This is a genomic window from Domibacillus robiginosus (genome assembly GCF_000966195.1).
Taxonomy (GTDB): Bacteria; Bacillota; Bacilli; order Bacillales; family Domibacillaceae; genus Domibacillus; species Domibacillus robiginosus.
On record NZ_LAHL01000003.1, the window covers coordinates 78,374 to 96,363 of the forward strand.

Consider the following 17,990-nt stretch of genomic DNA (forward strand, 5'->3'; position numbering starts at 1 on the left):
AGAAACACGCCCTATATACTTTTTGAAAAACGAATTTCCTTTTGACCTCTTTGTTTTTCTTTATCAGATTTAAAGCGAGGCGGCAGGGCGCTGCGTTTTTGGGCCTACAGGATGTAGGATACAAAGGCGTTGTGACGGTCTGGACGACCTAGTCGGGCGAATGCCACAGGACGTGGCAGGTTTGAAGCGCGACAGCAGGACGCTGCGCTTTTAGCCTTTAAACCTTTTCTTTTGTGCAAATGAATCGTTTTTGGGGGCCTGCCCGTATATAATAGAAGAAAGAAGAAATGAGGAGTGAGCATGAAACGGTATAAGCATTTGGCAGAGGGTGTCCGGTTTAAGCGGCATGGCGGTCATTGGAGGCCAGTTATTGCCTGTCAAGGGGAGTTAACGTTTGCAGGAGAAGGCAGAAGTGCAGTCGTATTTCGTATCGAAGGAACTGATCGGGCATTAAAGGTGTTTTATCCGGATAAAGTGCATATTGCAAAAGAAGAAGCAGATATTTACCGACTTCTTTCAGGAATTCCCCATTTTCCTCATTTGCATGAAGCCGGCGGCACGTATATCGTGATTGACTGGGTAGAAGGGAAAACCTTTTTCCAGTGTCTCGAGGGAGGAGTAGAAATTTCCGCCCGCCACATTCATGAAGCGGATCAGGCGCTCGAGGCAGCACGAAAACGAGGGTTAAACCCATCTGATGTTCATCTGCGCAACATCATGATTACAACAGAAGGCAGCACCATGATTATTGATGTAGCCCGTTTCCGCCAGACAAAGGATTGTATGAACTGGGAAGACATTAAAACGGCTCATTCTGCTTTTTACATGAAGCCCTTTTTCCCGAAGCGCTGGCCGAAACCGCTGCTTAATGTGATTGGTATTTTGTATAAAATGAGACTGATTCCCGTTTCGCGAACAGCACACGCAAAAAATCCGCAGTGACCTCTGTCTACTGCGGATTTTGCTTATTCTTTGCTTTTTAGCGCATGCCTTACGCTTGCAGCCAGTGCTTCAGCGCCAATTTTAATAATGCGCCTGTCAAATGTCATATTTGGATGGTGAAGGCCGGGTGTAAGACCTGCACCAAGCCCCATCATACACGCTTTAATATGGGGTCGTTTAATTGTGTAAAAGTGGAAGTCGTCACTGCCGGATGTGATGAGCGGCTCTGCTAATGCTTGTTCGCCGCATACCTCAATAATGCCTTTTCGCAAAAATGCTTCTGCTTCGTCGGACACTTCAGCGGCAGGAGTAAAATCCATCCATTCATAATCAATTTGGACTTCGTACAGCAAGCTGATTTGTTCAATTTTATGCTCGACCGCTTTTTGAAGCTCTAAGAGTACTTTGTTGCGCTGGGCCCGGACATCAAGTCCGAATTTGCCTGAGCCAGGAATAATATTTAAGCTCTGGCCGCCGGCTTCAATATGTGTCATTTTAGCGGAATACGGTTCAAATGGTGAAAAGTTAATGGTATTGAGCTGCCGGCTCAAAGAAGACATCACTTCAATCGCATTAATTCCTTGATGAGGCCGTGCCCCGTGTGCATCATCGCCAATGACTTTTCCGTGTAAAAAAGCAACAGCTCCGTGGTGAACGGATGGTGTAATTTTGCCGAACGGCACTTCCTCAATCGGCCGAAGATGAATGCCGAACAAGTAGTCAACATCATCAACAACGCCTTTTTTTACCATCTTTAGTGCGCCGGTCCCCGTTTCTTCAGCAGGCTGAAAAATAAATCGAACAGTGCCGCTGTCCTCTGTCAACTGGTCCTTTAAGGTTAAAATGGTACCGATGACAATCGACATATGCGCATCATGCCCGCAGGAATGGTTTGCGCGAAATTCCCCGTCTACCTGCTGCCACAGTGCGTCAATATCGGCACGAACGGCCACAACTGGTGATCCGCTGCCAATTTCTGCGATTAATCCTGTACAATCGTCAAATGTATAAGAACGAATGCCTTCTTTTGTTAAAAGCTGTGAGATATAAGCAGTTGTTTCAGTTTCTTTCCAGCTGATTTCTGGATGTGCATGCAAATGTTCGAAGATCTCAAGAAGCCTATTTTCAAATGTTAATTCCGTATGAGCCATCGCAAGCCCTCCCCCAGTCATTCTTTCTATTAGTATAAGCGAAAATAAACCTTTTGGCTTGGCAAATAACTGAAAATTCTTATCTTTTTCCTCTTTTCATCAAAAAGCTGACTAAAACAGCAGGAACTGCCACCAGCGCCATGCTTAAAAAAGCAAACCTCGGCTCGATATCATATAAAAAGCCGGCACCAAACGTTAAAACAGCTGTACTTAACCCCATTCCTAATGAAGAATAAACACCCTGGGCAGCTGGTATTTCTGATGAATCAAATTCTTCATGCAGTAGACGAATAAAGGCATAATGCGCAAGGCCGAATGTAAAAGCGTGAAATACCTGAGCAAAAACATAAATGGCCACTGAAGGAAAAATAAACATGATACCCCAGCGCAAAACGGCTGCAAGCGCCGCCCACATAAACATAGACGGAACAGAGACGTGGCGAAGAAACCGGTCAGCTACACTGAAAAAAAGAATCTCAGCGGCAACCGCAATATTTAAAATAACCCCCGTCCAAATATTGTTTACCCCCAGATAGTCTAAATACAGCACGCCATAGTTGTAATACGCTGCGTGGGCACCTTGGATTAATACGCATGTAATAAGTGCCGTCACAAAACGGCGTGAGCCAAACAGCTGGCGCAGTGGCACACGCCGCAGGTCGCCGCTTTGCCCAAGAACAGGCGGTGTACGAAAAGAAGCCGCAGCTGCTGTGAAAACAAGGCTGCCGATTAAGATGTACAAAATCGCTGTATCGGTAAACATGGCTGTTGCAATTCCAACGAGAAAAACAGATACCGTATAGCCGATTGAGCCCCATGAACGGCTTTTTCCATAATGAATCCGCTCTGATTTCATTAAAAGGGCTCCCGCACTGTCTGCCATAGGCATAATGATTGGATAAATCAAGCTGAACACAATCATTACAACAAGCAGTAGACTGTAGCCGGAGGCTGGAATAAACAAAAAAGAAAGAAGCGCGGCGAGGATGGAAAACCATTTCAGCAGCGTGCCGGCCGGAAATCTGGCACTCAGGGCTGGATATAAGAAAAATGTAGAAGCTGCACGGACCAACAGTCCAATCGCAATGAGAGAGGAGGCTGTTTCAACAGGCAGCTGCTTTTCTGAAACAAGCCAGGCATTCCAGTAGGGCATGAAAATTCCCCAGGAAAAATAAAAAGCAAAAAACATAATTGAAAGCCAAATTTGTGAGTTGAAAATCATCGAATCTTCCTTTATTTTGTCAGTATTTATCCATTATAACGAAAATATAATTTTTTTTGCTTAAAGAAGTAAAATAAATGAAGAATCTTTTTGAAAGGCTTTTCTTTTTTAGGAATTGGAATTTTGTGTGGGTTTTTGAAGGACATTGAAAAATGTTGTCGAAATAGGAAAAAGGAACGAATAAGATAAAGAGAAGGAGAATCGGATGGAGAAACCAAATGAAGCAATGGAGAGTTCGCTTATTTTTGTCAATGGACGGAAAGAAGACTGTATGATTCGCTTTATGACGGTTTACCAGGAAGGACTCATACTCGATGCTGAATTTACACCCTTTGCCGAGCCGGCTGAGAAAGAATGGAATCTTGGTGAGAGAGGAGCAGTTAAACTGATTGTCGCTCAAAAAGGCTCATGGCAGGAAATTATGATTGACTACAATTTATCAGAAGGTTATCTGCACATTACCGCCGTAACCGCATCCTTTTTATCAAAATCGGTCATGATATCGATTGCAAGACGATTTTTTATTCGAAGGGGAGAAGCAGTTCAATACTTGTCTGCCCGCGCGCTTCTCAGCCATACAGAAGGGCAGCCCGAGCGTTTTCTTCTCATTGATATTCCCGCTTTATAAATAACAGCTCTTGTCAAAGGAGCTGTTCAGACTGTAGACAAATTATTATTAAGAACCCGCGCACATGAACAGACTGGAGCAGCGGCGTCCGGGCAGCTCCGCTTTCCATGGGGCAGGCGCTGAGCCCGACTGCGCCTGTCGGCTCCATCGGTCTCAGCTGCCCGCTAGTCCCACAGGAGTCTGCGCCGCCAGTACGCCGCCAAGTGGCTTGCGAAAAGATTGGACCAGGTTAATTTGGTTGTATTTTTCTTTTGAAAAGGAGAAAATGCCTATTCTGACCTTGCTTATTGATCTTCAATACTACTTATCGGCTCTTTTTAAAAGCGAAAGACTTTGTCTACACACTGAACGGCTCTTGTCAAAAGAGCTGTTTTTTTCTGCTATACTAGTAGAAAAATGGAGGGAGCGGAACAATGAAACGTTTTGCAATGTGCTGGGTAATAGGTTCTGCTGCGCTCATCAGCGGCTGCGGCGGTCCCGATGCTCCGGAAACGGGACTGGAAGCGTATGTGAATGAGTGGAAGGACAATGATTATGGCGGGATGTATGAACACTTTACGAAAGAAACAAAATCATCTATAACGAAAAAAGAATTTACAGAGCAATACGAGAACATTATGTCTGATATTGAAATGGACAAGCTTAAAGTAGAGCTTCCAACTGAAGAAGATGTGACACTCGACAATGAACAAACGGCACGGCTCCCTCTTCATATAGAAATGGATACAATCGCCGGGCCGCTTTCTTTTGAAAAAGAAGCAGTCATGAAGCTTGAAGAAACGGATGAGGGCGAGGAATGGCTGATTGACTGGGATCCTTCGTTTTTGCTGCCCGAGTATGACTGGGGAGACAAAGTCCGTATTCAAACACTCCAAGCTGAGCGCGGTCGTATTTTTGACCGCAACGGCAGCTCGCTTGCGGTCAATGGAGAAGCGGTTTCTATTGGCGTGAATGCAGGTGCGATCGATGAAGCAGGCAAAGCACAGCTGGCCAAAATTCTCGGTTTAACGACAGAAGATATCAATAAGCAGCTGAGCCAGAGCTGGGTCCAGGACGGTTACTTCGTTCCACTTCAAACTGTTGCTTCATCGAATAAAGAATTGATCCAAAAAGCCTCCGCTGTAAAAGGAGCAGCCACTTCTTCCAAAGCAGTCCGTTCGTATCCGTATGGTGCTGCCGCTGGACATTTGACCGGTTACACAGGAGAAATTAATGCGGAAGAGCTGAAGGAAAATGAAGGATACGTACAGGGCGATCAAATTGGCAAGCGAGGTCTGGAGCAGCTGTTTGAAAAGCAGTTAAAAGAAACGGATGGCATCCAAATTTTTATCGACAAAGAAAAAGAAGAGCCGGTTGTCATCGCCAGAAAAGAACCGAAAAACGGCCAGGACATCAAGGTGACCATCAATGCCGACATGCAAAAAACCTTATATGAAAAAATGGGCGGGGCAGCAGGAACGGCTTCAGCGGTAGAGCCCGTATCAGGAGATGTGTTAGCCCTTGTTTCCTCTCCATCCTTTGATCCAAATGAATTTGCACGCGGCATACCTGCCAAGCGGTACACGACGCTTCAAGATGATCCGAAGCAGCCGCTTCTCAATCGTTTTGCGGCCGCTTATTCACCGGGATCTACGATGAAGCCTATTACAGCGTCGGTTGCGATGAAAGCAGGCAGGCTTGATCCAACGGCTGGTAAAACAATCAGTGGTCTTCAGTGGCAAAAGGATGCGTCATGGGGAAACTACCGGGTAACGCGGGTCAGTGAGTCAACGGCACCTGTTACGTTGGAGTCTGCTCTGGTAGCGTCCGATAATATTTATTTTGCTATGGCTGCGCTTGATACCGGAGCAGATGGAATGAAAGCAGGACTCGAATCATTCGGGTTTGGCGTAAAATACCCATTTGATTATCCAGTACGTGAGTCGCAAATTTCTAATAATGGTGAATTTGATTCGGATATTTTGCTCGCCGACACAGGCTACGGGCAGGGAGAAGTGTTAACCTCGATGACCCATCTTGCCAATGCCTACGGTGCTTTTTTAAACAAAGGAACGATTATGACGCCCCGTCTGCTGCTTGACGATGAGCCGTCAGCCTGGCAGAAGGAACTTATTACAGAGGAGCAGGCAGCTATTATTAAGCAGGGGCTGCGGGGAGTAGTAGAGCGCGGAACGGCTCGTGCCGCCAATATTGAGGGCATGGCGGTCTCTGGTAAAACCGGCACAGCGGAAATTAAACAGGCGCAAGGAACGACCGGAAAAGAAAATGGCCTGTTCGTTTCCTATGATGCAAACAATCCGTCTTTTGTTCTCGCGCTGCTTGTAGAAGATGTAGCAGAAGCGGGCGGAAGCAAGGTAGCTGTCGACAAAGCACGTGATTTTTATGTACAATGGAAAACGTATAGAAAATAAGAAAATATAGGATTTTACTAGATCAATAGACTCTAAAAATAAAAAATATAAAAAGAGATGAAATATTTTAGGCACGTGTCGATAGAACTAGAGAGTAGAAATGGAGAATAGAGGAGCGAGCGAATGAATAAAACGGTTATTTCTTTAACAGCTGCAGCGTTTATTGCAACCGGTGCCGCGTCGGTTGCGCATGCTTCAGAAGTATACACAGTGAAAAAGGGTGACACGCTGTTCAGCATCGCCAATCATTATAAGCTATCGGTCGTTCAGTTAATGGAACTGAATAATCTTACTTCAGATGCCTTATCCGTTCATGATCAGCTTATCGTGTCGCAGGCGGGAGAAAACGAGCAAATAGAATCAGGCCAGGTCGAAGCAGAATTGGCAGAGAAAGAGTCGGCTTCTGCAGAACCAGCTGTTTACACAGCGGCTGCTTCTTCTTACACAGTAAGAAGTGGTGATTCTCTTGGCCTGATCGCTTCCCGACATAAAACAAGTGTAGCAGCTCTAAAGCAGCTGAATGGTTTAACATCGGATCTTATTTACGTGGGACAAAAGTTGAAAGTAAACGGAAAAGCGGCGACTTTGACAAAGCCATCCTCTTTGTCAAAGCCGGCTATCTCAACCGGTACATACACTGTCCAAAGCCGTGATTCTCTTGGTCTGATTGCTTCCCGCTATAAAACAAGCGTTTCGTCGCTGAAGCAATTAAACGGTCTTTCAAGCGATGTGATTTACGTTGGGCAGAAGCTGAAGGTAAGCGGGAGTTCTTCTTCAGCAAAGCCGGTCAGCACATCCAAGCCATCGACTTCCACTTCAACGAGCACATACACCGTGAAAAGCGGTGATTCTCTTGGTGTAATTGCTTCCCGTTATAAAACAACAGTCTCGGCGCTGAAGCAATTAAATGGTTTAACGTCTGATGTGATTTATGTAGGGCAAAAGCTGAAGGTAAGCGGCAGTGCAGCGGGCACCGGGAAGCCGACTTCTACTGTTAAGCCTTCTCCTCCCGTATCGACTGGTGTTTACACGGTTAAAAGTGGAGATTCGTTAAGCTTGATCGCTTCCCGTCATGGAATGAGCACAGCGGCTTTGAAACAAATGAACGGTTTAAAGTCTGATGTTATTTTTGTTGGGCAGAAATTAAAGGTAGCCGGCGGCAATACAGGCAAGGCACCAACGCAGGTGAGTAACCCGCCTGCTTCTGGAGACTACAGTGTCTCAAAGCTCATTAGTACAGCTAAGTCTTTAATGGGCATTCCTTATGTGTGGGGCGGCGCTTCCACTTCTGGTTTTGATTGCAGCGGCTTTATTTATTATGTGTACAAGCAGGCAGGCAAAAGTATTTCCCGGACCAACACGGAAGGATATTACAGCCGTTCCTATGAAGTGTCATCTCCGGCTGTAGGGGATCTTGTGTTTTTTAGTAATACGTATAAAAAAGGGATTTCGCACATGGGGATTTATGTAGGCGGCGGACAGTTTATTCACGCAAGTTCCTCTGCCGGCATTACCATATCGAGCTTGAGCAATTCGTACTTTCAGCCGAGGTTTACAGCATTTAAACGATTCTATTAAAAAAACGGTCCTTTAGAAGGACCGTTTCAGTGTGTAGATAAAGTCTTTCGCTTTTAAAAAAGAGCCGATAAGTGAAGCCTGCCGGACTTCGCGTTCCACGGGCAGTGCGGCAGCTTCCTCGGCTTGCGCCTGCGGGATCTGCCGATTCACTGTACTTCCCGCAGGAGTCTTCGTCCGGCAGGCTTCAATAGGTGTTGTTGAAGATCAATGAGTAAGGATAGAATAGACATTTTCTCTTTTTTACAAAGAAAAAATACGATCCTATTAGCTCTGTATAGTCTTGTCGCTAGTCTATCCCGTTCATATGCACGGTCATCAATTATTTGTCGACATTAAAAAACGGTCCTTTATAGAGACCGTTTTTTAACTTAGTGTTGAAAAACAAAAAGGTTGAAAGGTTTTTTCTGTTTCTTCCAGCAAAGAAAGGGAAACAGACTAGGGTTTACTGGCTTTTTTTCCTCCCCACCAAGGCGGCAGGCGCGGGGCGGAGACTCCTAAGGGACTAGCGGGACAGGTGAGACCGGCTTTGCCGCGAAGCGGTGAAGACGAGCTCAGCGCCTGCCCCTTGGAAAGCGCAGCCCCGCGAATGCCGCCCTTTCTATGCTTCGGCTAAGAACGGTCACTATATGTGTAGAGTTTGAGGGTGATGTAGCTGGACAACATCCTATTTCAACAGAGTGAAAAAAAAACGGCCCCTTTATAGGGACCGTTTTTTAATGCCGTTTTTCCAGCGCATTTCGTATATCCTGAAGGTGCTGGTCGATGTTGTTTTTTGTGATATAAACGCCAAACGGGCTTTTTGCATCGGGGCCGGCTTCAATCCGTTTTGCGATTTTTGTACCGGTTTCCGGATAAAAGTGATGGCCGTCAAAATAATTGGTTAGGTCATTCGTCACTTCATTTGGATACATAAAGTTATAAACACCGCCGTAAAGCTCAACTAAATCACGCAGCCACTGTTCATAGTCATCAAGGTGACCGGTATCAACAAGCGCATCAAACAGCTCCATCGAAATGGGAGTCGTGTACACGATCTTTTCTACATCTGGGTGCCGCTTGTTGAAAATCGACAAAAATTCTTTGTACCTGGGATTGTATACGTAATGACTGCCGTAAAATTCCTGTTTGAAGCGTTCAATTTTTTCGGCCGTGTTTTGTTCAAGCTCTTCCCGGGAAATTTTCTTTGCATCGGCTGTATTGTCCCGGTTATACACGCGGTTAAGCGACACATCGTTAGCAATAGACAGGCGCGCGTTCTCTAGAGAGTATCGCAGGGTATCAAAAGATAATAGATTTTTAAAACGGTACAGCGGATCTGCTACTTTCTTTTCATAATTGGTCAGCGACCGAGGCTGGCTGCTTTCCTGAACGGAAGATTTAAAGAAATCAACCCCTAATATTACACGCTGGACCGGCTGTTTACTATGTGCTTCTGCAAATGCAAGAAATGTATCATATTCTCGTATAGATAGATCATTAACGGAATAGTTATAAACTTTCATACTTTTAAACTCGTGCTGGTCAATATAAGTTGACCGGCTTGATCCAAGCAAAATGGTATCGTACGAAAACGGCTGAAACAAAATGCGGTTTGTTTTTTGCTGCCGCTCATCAATCACAGCTTGATGATCATTCCACGCATGCTTTTGGCCAAAGGTCCAAAGCGGATCAATAAAGTAATTGATGATAGAAATAGGAACGAGTGTTAAAAGTAAAAGAGAAAAAAAGATTGCCAGAAAGCGTCTGGACTGTTTCATGCAAATCACACCTTAAACGTTAAAATAAAGAATGGTGACGTATGATTAGTAGAGCTGTCAAGTTTACGATTTTTTGCCTGATAAAGGATAACAACAGGATTAATCATACTACAGCTCTCATTTTTCGACAATAAGGGAAGAGAATACCTCATTTTTTAAATTAACGGTTGTAAGTGTAAAAAGATGTGATAGAATGGACATATAGTTTCCGTTTTGTATGTAAAATAACTCGTTTTGCTAGAACGTGGTTGGTACAAGCTGTGAGCATCTGTCCGGTATGACAGGTGCTTTTTTACTTTGTTCCAATAAAAAAGGTGCCCGTGCAGTCAGCTCGCTGACGCTTGAGGGCACCTTTTTTTATTTGCTTACGCGGACACTCCATTTAGAGAAATCGGCGTTTTCTTTTTGAACGAGCGAGGCCGGGAAAACAAATGACCATGGCTTTGTTGTGTTGGCTTTTACTTCAAAATCGCCAACGTTAAACTGGCCGTGGGCGACAAGATCGCCTGCTGCATCAAAAAGCTGCAGCGGCAGTTTTTCAATATTTACATTCCGGTCGTAGCCGTTTCGGATCAGCACGGAAATGGTTAAATCTCCGTTATCAAGCGTTGCAGCGCTGAGCCCTGTGAAATTCAATTCATTTTTAGCCGGATCACCGAGCTTTTCCACAATCCGCTGCAGGTTTTCTTTTTGCTCCTGTGGCAATGTTTTGTCCCATTTTTCATCAAGGTCAAGCTTATGCTTGCGTGATGTTAAATCAAACGCGATCGACCAGTTTTCTTTGCCTAGTTCAACACGGGGATCAAGAGACGCAGCCGGGAAAAGAAATGTCCACGGACGGCTTGAATCAGCCGGAAGGGCTCCGACATCTTTTAAAGGAAATGTATCCCGCGCCTTCAGTTCATTTTTTTCATTAAGCAGAAGAAGAGGTACATCTCCCAGTGTAATCTCACGTTCAACCGTATTGCGGATAAATGCAGAAACCGCAATGCCGTTCGGCTGCTCACTCCATTCAATGCCGGACAGGGAAAGCTGGTTGCGCTTAAGCGGCGGCAGCTCATTGTTTAAAAAACGCAGCACATACATTTGCTCTTGAGAAACCGTCTGCGCCGGGTGAAGGGACAGGGCTGTTGTTACTTCTTCTGTGCCCGCTTCTGATTCTCCGCCGGTTACCTCTGCGGCAGAAACGGAGGTCTCGCGTCCATCATTTTTAAGTGCTTCATCATTTTTACCTTTTCGTTTAAAGAAAGAAAACATCGGTTAATTCTCCTTTTTCGTGAATTCCGTCATGAAAGCGGCCGTTTTGGCAGAAATAGAACGAAGCAGGTCGCGGTAAGACGTTTGGAAAAGCTGTAAGCCTTCACGTGCATAAATGCGCATTGGATCTTCCTGCTGATAATGCCGCAGTCCAATGCCTTCTTTTAAGCGCGTCATTTGTTCAAGGTGATGAACCCAGGCAGCATCAAGATCAGCTGTCATAATTCGTTTGATCCCATCATCCCATGACGGGTCGTATTCTTCATTTACCCAGTCCAGATAATCGGCTAAAACCGGTTCAACCGTGCGTTCCACTTCTTTTTTGCTGGATACTTCCTCTGGAAGCGGAATGGCGCGGCCGCCGAACATGGCCTGAAGATGCCCGGAAAGGATATCGAGCGTCCATTCCTCTGGCTCCGCTTCCTCATGGCAGTAGTAGTCGATTTCTTCGCGAACAGAGCGTTTTACCATATCCAGGAGCCGCTCTTTCTGGGATGCATTATCAATAATGGCGTTGCGCAGACCGAAAATCACACCACGCTGCTCATTAATCACATCATCCAGCTTTAAATTGTATTCGCGGATCGAATAGTTCGAGCCTTCCACAATCCGCTGTACGCGGTCTACAAATTCATGTATTTTTTTGTAGGTAACCAGACCATCACTGTTTGTCTGCACTTTTTTCGCAAGCTTGGCCAGGTCATCTTTGGCAAAGCGGCGGAACATTGCATCCTCAAGTGAAATGATAAATTCACTGGAGCCGGGATCTCCCTGACGTCCGGAACGGCCCTTGAGCTGGTTGTCAACCCGGCGGCTTTCGTGGCGTTCCGTCCCGATGACATGCAGTCCGCCGAGCTCGGGAACGCCCTCGCCAAGCAGAATATCCGTACCGCGTCCAGCCATGTTTGTTGCAATGGTGATATGGCCGCGCTGGCCCGAGCGTGAAATAAGCTCCACTTCCTGCTCCACGCTTTTCGCATTTAACAGCTCAAAAGACAGTCCGGCTTCTTTAAAATGCTCGGCGATTTTTTCAGACTGTAAAATAGAAGTGGTTCCGACCAGCACGGGCTGACCCTTCGCATGGCGCGCGATGGTTTCGGCTGTAACAGCGGCATATTTTTGCTCGATTGTCTGGTAAATGCGGTCAGGCATGTCCACGCGCTGTACCGGCCGGTTGGTCGGTACAGGAATCACCTGCATGTTATACACTTGAAGCAGCTCTTTTTCTTCTGTTTTGGCCGTACCGGTCATGCCGGACAGGAATGGGTACATGCGGAAGTAGTTTTGAATCGTAATCGAAGCCTGCGTTTTATTTTCGTCCGTGACTTCGAGTCCTTCTTTTGCTTCAATGGCCTGGTGAAGACCGTCTGACAGGGTTCGTCCTTCCATCGTGCGGCCTGTAAACATATCGACAAGCAGAATCGATCCGTCCTTCACGATATAGTCTACATCCTTTTCGAACATTACATGAGCCCGTACTGCCTGAATCATGTAATGGTAAAGCGTCTGGTGCTCAAGCTCGTATAAATTGTCAACGCCGAATGCTTTTTCTACTTTTTCAATTCCGCCATCGGTCAAGCTGACGGCTTTTGTTTCATCATCAAGGTGATAGTCCTCATCACGCACAAACCGTTTGGCCACGCGTGAACCGATATAGTGAAGGTCAGCAGCAGGCGGCATTTTACCGGCAATGATTAGCGGTGTTTTTGCTTCATCAATTAAAACGCTATCGACTTCATCAATGATCGCGAAATGGTAGGGCCGCTGAACGCGCTGCGAAGGGTGCCAGACCATATTGTCACGCAGGTAATCGAAGCCAAATTCCGTTCCGACACCGTAGGTAATGTCCGCATTGTACGCTTCCTGTTTTTCTTTACTATCCATAAGCGGCACATTTAAGCCGACTGTCAGGCCAAGAAATTCATGAAGCGGTCCGATGGTGTCACGGTCGCGCTTCGCTAAATATTCATTCACAGTAATTACGTGAACGCCTTTGCCTTCAAGCGCACGCAGGTAGCTTGGCAGGGAAGCAACAAGTGTTTTTCCTTCCCCTGTTGCCATTTCTGCAATGTTGGCGCCGGACAAAATCAGGCCGCCGATCAGCTGAACATCATAATGGCGCATGCCAAGAACGCGTTTGGCTGCTTCACGCACCACGGCAAACGCCTCTGTTTTAATATCATCAATCGCTGCGCCGCCGGCAAGGCGTTCCTTGAATTCTGCTGTTTTGCCACGCAGCTGTTCGTCTGTTAACGCTTCAATGGCTGCTTCTTGTTCATTAATCTCTGTAACTAGCTTTCGGTATGTTTTTAACTGCCGCTCGGCAGCATCTTTTTTTCGAAATAAGGAAACCATTTATTTCACTCCCCAGAATACGTTCCGTGGGCCCGTCTAATGCGGTTCACAAAGGCATGATAGCTGAATGCTGCGCACGCAGCCGCCCATCCTTTATCTTAACAGAAGACAGCATGAAAGAAAATATCAGGTCTTTTTCATGTTTATGGTGGATATAATGGTTGTTTGCGATTATAATGTTGAAATTGAGGACAAATAAAAATAATCATGTTCGGGCCTGCTCGGCAGGTCACAAAAGCATTGCGGCAGGACGCCGCGCATGTAGCTTTTGATCATTTCACATATATTTCTGGCCAACAGAGGGAGGATCTTATGGTTTTTGCCTTTATTATCTGTGTACTGGCTTCTTTAGCCATTACGCCACTTGTGAAAAAATTCGCTATCGCCATCGGAGCTGTTGACAAACCAAATTACCGAAAAGTACATCAGCGGATTATGCCGCGCATGGGCGGGCTGGCCATTTTTATCAGCTTCCTGATTGGCATGCTTGTGCTGCAGCCTGCTGCACCCTATGATTTGCCGCTGATGAACCCTGCGATTATCATTGGAAGTTTTATTATCATTTTAACAGGCGTATTTGATGACCGTTTTGAGCTTTCTGCAAAGGTAAAGCTTGCCGGCCAAATCGCGGCGGCCCTTGTGGTAGTCGTATATGGGGATGTTCGGCTCGATTTCTTTAACCTGCCGTTTGGCGGAACTATTGAATTTAACAGCTTTTTAAGCATTCCACTGACGATTATCTGGATTGTGGCGATTACAAACGCGATTAATTTAATTGACGGCCTTGATGGTCTTGCGGCCGGTGTTTCGACGATTGCCCTATTTACAATCAGCTTTATGGCCTTTTTAAAAGGTGATGTATACGTTATGAGCGTAGCATTGATTGTAGCGGCCAGCACGATTGGATTTTTGAAATACAATTTCCACCCTGCCAAAATCTTTATGGGGGATACTGGGGCACTGTTTCTTGGTTTTATTATTTCCGTGGTGTCACTACTCGGCTTTAAAAATATTACGGTCGTGTCACTCATTATTCCGATTATTATCCTGGGGGTACCGATCTCGGATACGATTTTTGCGATTATCCGCCGGAAGCTGAACAAGCAGCCGATCTCCGCGCCGGACAAATCTCACCTTCATCATTGCCTTCTTCGGACAGGCTATACGCATAAACAAACGGTTTTAATTATTTATATGATTGCCATGCTGTTTGGTCTGGCAGCGATTATTTTCTCTATGGCCACTCTGTGGGGTGCTATTATTATGATGGCGGTCATTACTATCGCCATTGAAATTTTCGTTGAAAGCATTGGCTTGATCGGCAATGACTACAAGCCGCTTTTAAACTTTGTAAAAGGCGGAACGAAAAAAAATATGTAACAAAAAACCCGCTATCCGATTCGTTCGGATAGCGGGTTTTTTTTATTCTGTGCTGTATGATTCTTCTTCAGATTCGCTGTCTTCATCTGCGGACGAATCATCAGACGGCTCAATGCCAAGGTGGCGCTGCAATTTGCCTTTAATGACTTCAAGCTCTGTTTCATCAGCCCGGTAAATGTAAGCACCGGAGGCCAGGAAATCATCTGTCCCTTTGAGTGAAAGAGACTCATAATTCATGCCTTTATCACTTTCAGCATAGGTGATCAGTGATTTCATTTCACTGAACGTCAGGTTTGTGCGCATATTGGAGCCAACTGCTTCTAGCAATTCGTCATATTTTGTAAGAGAATTGAATGAAGTTGCTTTTTTGGTGATGGCCTGCAGCATCTGCTGCTGGCGTTTACCGCGCTCAATATCGCTGTCAGCGTGACGTGTACGTGCAACGGCAAGCGCTTCTTCACCATTGAGTGTCTGCATGCCTTCTTTTACATAGGTGTAATGAACATCGCTGGAATCTTTTTCTCTAATATCATATGGTACATTAAACTTCACGCCGTCAAGCGCATTAACGACATCTACAAAAGCATAAAAATTTAAGCGGACATAGTAGTCAACCGGCACATCAAGAAGTTCCTCAACGGCTTCAATTGTGGCTTTCGGGCCGCCGACAACATGGGCGTGGTTAATTTTATTGTAATCTTCCTCTTCAGGAATATAAGCGTACGTATCACGAGGAATACTGATCATTTTAATCGTTTTATCTTTTACATTTAACGTTGCTAAAACAAGTGCATCCGTACGGGTGTTGTCCCCATAGTTGCGTCTCTTGTTATCATCAATTCCCATAAATAAAATTGAAACGTTATCCTCAAGCGGATGAACCTCCGCATCACGCAGGGCCGACTTTTCACGGCCATCATTCATATAAGAATCCGAGACGATCGTTTCGGCTTTCTTATAAAGAAAGGCGCCGTAGCCTGCACCAGTAGAAACAACAAGCAGCAGTGGAAGGAAAAGCGTGAAAAATAAAATTCGGCGCTTTTGTGTTTTCTTCCGGCGCCGGCCCATACGTTGATTGGGTGAACTCATGTATTTGTCTCCTTTTAGGTATAATGATCAAATTTTGAACTATCTTTTATTTTACTATGAAAGGATAAGTTCGTTCAAATTTTTTTAAAATTCGACGGTTTTTTCCATGTATAAAACGTCTCCTTCTGAAAAAACAGCTTGTCCGTTTGTCAGCTCTGTTATCCAGCTGCAAAAAGCGTCCACCTGCTCTTCCTCTACAAACACGTCGACATCGACTCCTTCGGCATAGCGGATTTCTTTTAATTCATATACCGAGGCGCGCAATTCGTTTTCAATTTTGCCGAGCCATGTATAATCGATCGAAGCGGTCACAATTTTCATTAGACGGCGTTCGACAATACCAGCTGCGTTCAAGCCCTCTGATGCCGCTTTGCCGTATGCACGGATCAGACCGCCTGCCCCAAGCTTAATACCGCCAAAATAGCGCGTTACGACGATTGCTGTATCTTTTAATTCTCTTTTTTTAATAACTTCTAAAATAGGCACACCGGCTGTTCCTGACGGTTCTCCGTCATCATTTGCTTTTTGGATATGATCGTGCTCGCCGATCATATAAGCCGAGCAGTTATGGGTCGCGTTCCAATGCTGTTTTTTGATTTGGTCAATAAAGGCGATGGCTTCATCGGCGGATTCGACTCTTGCTGTATGAGCAATAAAGCGTGATTTTTGAATAACGATTTCATGGGCGCTGGAAGATTTTACAGTTTTATAATAAGGTAACAAAAAAATTCCTCCTATTAGGTTTAAAAATCGAAAATAAGGGTAGTCGGTATTGATAGTTTATCGTAAAGGAAAAAAGTCCGGATGAAAAGAGTCATGCTTCGAAATACTTTTAAACGAATCGTAAATAAACTTTAATGTTCGTTCCCAGATGTAATGATATAATGAAATTGGCCTTCCCGTGTGAGGTTTTCACCGGGTCTTTTTTGAGGGATTTAAGGTAAACTATGCATTATTTCCACCATCGAAAGATACAGCTGTATGAAATATGTTCTGCATCTTTCGGGCAGGTCCCATTTATCTCATTTGGAAGGAAACCGATTATGTCCATACGAAATTCGGATACCAAACTTCTTGATACAATTTTGGATAAAATGGTGGAAACAGTCGATCAAAGCAAAGACCAGATTTTTTCCATCGCAGAACAAAGCAGAATCGACTATGAAGCATTAATGGCAGAATTGAAAACGATCAAAAGCCAAATTCACTCCTCTATTGTAGAACAGGAAGATCTGGAACGAAAAGTGAAAATGGCACGCAAGCGGCTTTCAGAAGTAAGCCGTGACTTTTCTGTACATTCAGAAGAGGTTGTGCGCCAGGCCTATGAAAAGGCCCATGATTTACAAGTGAAGCTGCTCGTTTTGCGGCAAAACGAAAAACAGCTCATAGACCGCCGCAACGAGCTGGACCGCCGGCTTTTATCGGTTCACACGACGATCGAGCGGGCGGAGCATCTCGTTTCGCAAACGGCTGTTGTCCTGAACTACTTAACCCAGGACATGAAAGCGTTTGGCCGGGCACTGGAAGATGCCCAATCCAAGCAGGCGTTTGGTCTGCAGGTAATGGAAGCGCAGGAAGAAGAGCGTAAGCGTTTGTCTCGTGAAATTCACGATGGGCCGGCCCAGATGATGGCAAATGTGCTGATGCGCTCGGATTTAATTGAAAAGCTGTACCGGGAACGGGGTGTAGAAGCCGCCTTTAATGAAATTCGCGACCTGAAAAAAATGGTCCGCTCTGCACTGGTTGAAGTGCGCCGGATTATTTATGATCTGCGTCCAATGGCGCTTGACGACCTTGGTCTGGTTCCAACGCTGAAAAAGTATTTAGATACTGTGAGCGAATACAGCCGCTCCCGAAAAGCCACGCCGACTATCACTTTTTCAAACATCGGCCTTGAAAAAAGGCTGCCATCCAATATGGAAGTAGCTCTGTTTCGGCTGATTCAGGAGTCGGTTCAAAATGCATTAAAACATGCAGGGGCATCCAGTATTCAAGTAAAACTAGAAATAAAGAAAGAACAGGTATTAGCCGTTGTAAAAGATAACGGCAAAGGGTTTGACCCAAACAAGAAAAAATCAGGCTCTTTTGGCATAATGGGAATGAAAGAGCGAATTGATCTCCTTGATGGAGATATTACCATTCATTCGAAGCCGGGTGAAGGGGCAGTCGTTTTAATCAGTGTCCCAATAATTGAGCAGCCATTGACTTAGAGGAGGAAAG

At 45.3% G+C, this 17,990-nt stretch carries 14 protein-coding genes; 6 read left to right on the top strand and 8 right to left on the bottom strand.

All coding sequences use genetic code 11. From position 1 onward, the window contains the following. Positions 1-300 precede the first annotated feature (300 nt). Positions 301-942: a protein kinase family protein gene (locus VP97_RS01160; RefSeq protein WP_245629805.1), complete on the top strand. Its 642-nt coding sequence runs from the start codon at positions 301-303 to the stop codon at positions 940-942. 23 nt (positions 943-965) lie between these two features. Here the strand turns inward: VP97_RS01160 and VP97_RS01165 are convergent, their stop codons facing one another. Together VP97_RS01165 and VP97_RS01170 are read right to left on the bottom strand one after the other, a co-directional pair. Further along, positions 966-2,093: a M20 peptidase aminoacylase family protein gene (locus VP97_RS01165; RefSeq protein WP_050179783.1), complete on the bottom strand. Its 1,128-nt coding sequence runs from the start codon at positions 2,091-2,093 to the stop codon at positions 966-968. A 79-nt stretch (positions 2,094-2,172) separates the two neighbouring features. After that, positions 2,173-3,315, bottom strand: coding sequence for an MFS transporter (locus VP97_RS01170; RefSeq protein WP_050179784.1), 1,143 nt, complete (start codon positions 3,313-3,315; stop codon positions 2,173-2,175). A 205-nt stretch (positions 3,316-3,520) separates the two neighbouring features. Between VP97_RS01170 and VP97_RS01175 the strand changes: the two genes are divergently transcribed. The 3 genes from VP97_RS01175 (at position 3,521) to VP97_RS01185 (ending at position 7,932) form a co-directional block, all read left to right on the top strand. After that, positions 3,521-3,943, top strand: a complete 423-nt coding sequence (locus VP97_RS01175) for a hypothetical protein (protein ID WP_050179785.1) — start codon at positions 3,521-3,523, stop codon at positions 3,941-3,943. A 413-nt stretch (positions 3,944-4,356) separates the two neighbouring features. Further along, positions 4,357-6,354, top strand: coding sequence for a penicillin-binding transpeptidase domain-containing protein (locus tag VP97_RS01180; protein WP_050179786.1), 1,998 nt, complete (start codon positions 4,357-4,359; stop codon positions 6,352-6,354). Positions 6,355-6,477: 123 nt separating this feature from the next. Then, on the top strand, positions 6,478-7,932 hold the full coding sequence (locus VP97_RS01185) for a C40 family peptidase (protein ID WP_050179787.1): 1,455 nt from the start codon (positions 6,478-6,480) through the stop codon (positions 7,930-7,932). 12 nt (positions 7,933-7,944) lie between these two features. Here VP97_RS01185 and VP97_RS23625 read toward each other — a convergent pair whose 3' ends face one another. From VP97_RS23625 to secA2, 4 genes are all read right to left on the bottom strand, one after another. Continuing rightward, positions 7,945-8,082: a hypothetical protein gene (locus VP97_RS23625; protein WP_156153376.1), complete on the bottom strand. Its 138-nt coding sequence runs from the start codon at positions 8,080-8,082 to the stop codon at positions 7,945-7,947. Positions 8,083-8,645: 563 nt separating this feature from the next. After that, a complete protein-coding gene (locus VP97_RS01190; protein WP_050179788.1) occupies positions 8,646-9,689 on the bottom strand; it encodes a hypothetical protein in 1,044 nt (347 codons plus the stop codon). Between the two features lie 357 nt (positions 9,690-10,046). After that, complete coding sequence (locus VP97_RS01195) at positions 10,047-10,946, bottom strand: accessory Sec system S-layer assembly protein (RefSeq protein ID WP_050179789.1); 900 nt, start codon at positions 10,944-10,946, stop codon at positions 10,047-10,049. A 3-nt stretch (positions 10,947-10,949) separates the two neighbouring features. Further along, complete coding sequence (gene secA2, locus VP97_RS01200; RefSeq protein ID WP_050179790.1) at positions 10,950-13,301, bottom strand: accessory Sec system translocase SecA2; 2,352 nt, start codon at positions 13,299-13,301, stop codon at positions 10,950-10,952. Between the two features lie 312 nt (positions 13,302-13,613). Here secA2 and VP97_RS01205 point away from each other — a divergent pair, with 312 nt between their 5' ends. Further along, positions 13,614-14,681, top strand: coding sequence for a glycosyltransferase family 4 protein (locus VP97_RS01205; protein ID WP_050180185.1), 1,068 nt, complete (start codon positions 13,614-13,616; stop codon positions 14,679-14,681). 42 nt (positions 14,682-14,723) lie between these two features. Here the strand turns inward: VP97_RS01205 and VP97_RS01210 are convergent, their stop codons facing one another. Together VP97_RS01210 and VP97_RS01215 are read right to left on the bottom strand one after the other, a co-directional pair. Beyond that, the gene (locus tag VP97_RS01210; RefSeq protein ID WP_245629807.1) at positions 14,724-15,770 is read right to left on the bottom strand and encodes an LCP family protein; all 1,047 of its coding nucleotides are present in this window, start codon (positions 15,768-15,770) and stop codon (positions 14,724-14,726) included. An 84-nt stretch (positions 15,771-15,854) separates the two neighbouring features. Continuing rightward, positions 15,855-16,493, bottom strand: a complete 639-nt coding sequence (locus VP97_RS01215) for a YigZ family protein (RefSeq protein WP_050179791.1) — start codon at positions 16,491-16,493, stop codon at positions 15,855-15,857. A 320-nt stretch (positions 16,494-16,813) separates the two neighbouring features. Between VP97_RS01215 and VP97_RS01220 the strand changes: the two genes are divergently transcribed. Beyond that, positions 16,814-17,980 (top strand): sensor histidine kinase, encoded by a 1,167-nt coding sequence (locus VP97_RS01220; protein WP_050179792.1) that lies wholly within the window; start codon positions 16,814-16,816, stop codon positions 17,978-17,980. Positions 17,981-17,990 lie beyond the last annotated feature (10 nt).

What these genes read in the sequence shown, in the direction of transcription:
- VP97_RS01160 (WP_245629805.1), top strand. Translation starts at nt 301, where the DNA reads ATGAAACGGTATAAGCATTTGGCAGAGGGTGTCCGGTTTAAGCGGCAT.
- VP97_RS01165 (WP_050179783.1), bottom strand. Translation starts at nt 2,093, where the DNA reads ATGGCTCATACGGAATTAACATTTGAAAATAGGCTTCTTGAGATCTTC.
- VP97_RS01170 (WP_050179784.1), bottom strand. Translation starts at nt 3,315, where the DNA reads ATGATTTTCAACTCACAAATTTGGCTTTCAATTATGTTTTTTGCTTTT.
- VP97_RS01175 (WP_050179785.1), top strand. Translation starts at nt 3,521, where the DNA reads ATGGAGAAACCAAATGAAGCAATGGAGAGTTCGCTTATTTTTGTCAAT.
- VP97_RS01180 (WP_050179786.1), top strand. Translation starts at nt 4,357, where the DNA reads ATGAAACGTTTTGCAATGTGCTGGGTAATAGGTTCTGCTGCGCTCATC.
- VP97_RS01185 (WP_050179787.1), top strand. Translation starts at nt 6,478, where the DNA reads ATGAATAAAACGGTTATTTCTTTAACAGCTGCAGCGTTTATTGCAACC.
- VP97_RS01190 (WP_050179788.1), bottom strand. Translation starts at nt 9,689, where the DNA reads ATGAAACAGTCCAGACGCTTTCTGGCAATCTTTTTTTCTCTTTTACTT.
- VP97_RS01195 (WP_050179789.1), bottom strand. Translation starts at nt 10,946, where the DNA reads ATGTTTTCTTTCTTTAAACGAAAAGGTAAAAATGATGAAGCACTTAAA.
- secA2 (WP_050179790.1), bottom strand. Translation starts at nt 13,301, where the DNA reads ATGGTTTCCTTATTTCGAAAAAAAGATGCTGCCGAGCGGCAGTTAAAA.
- VP97_RS01205 (WP_050180185.1), top strand. Translation starts at nt 13,614, where the DNA reads ATGGTTTTTGCCTTTATTATCTGTGTACTGGCTTCTTTAGCCATTACG.
- VP97_RS01210 (WP_245629807.1), bottom strand. Translation starts at nt 15,770, where the DNA reads ATGAGTTCACCCAATCAACGTATGGGCCGGCGCCGGAAGAAAACACAA.
- VP97_RS01220 (WP_050179792.1), top strand. Translation starts at nt 16,814, where the DNA reads ATGTCCATACGAAATTCGGATACCAAACTTCTTGATACAATTTTGGAT.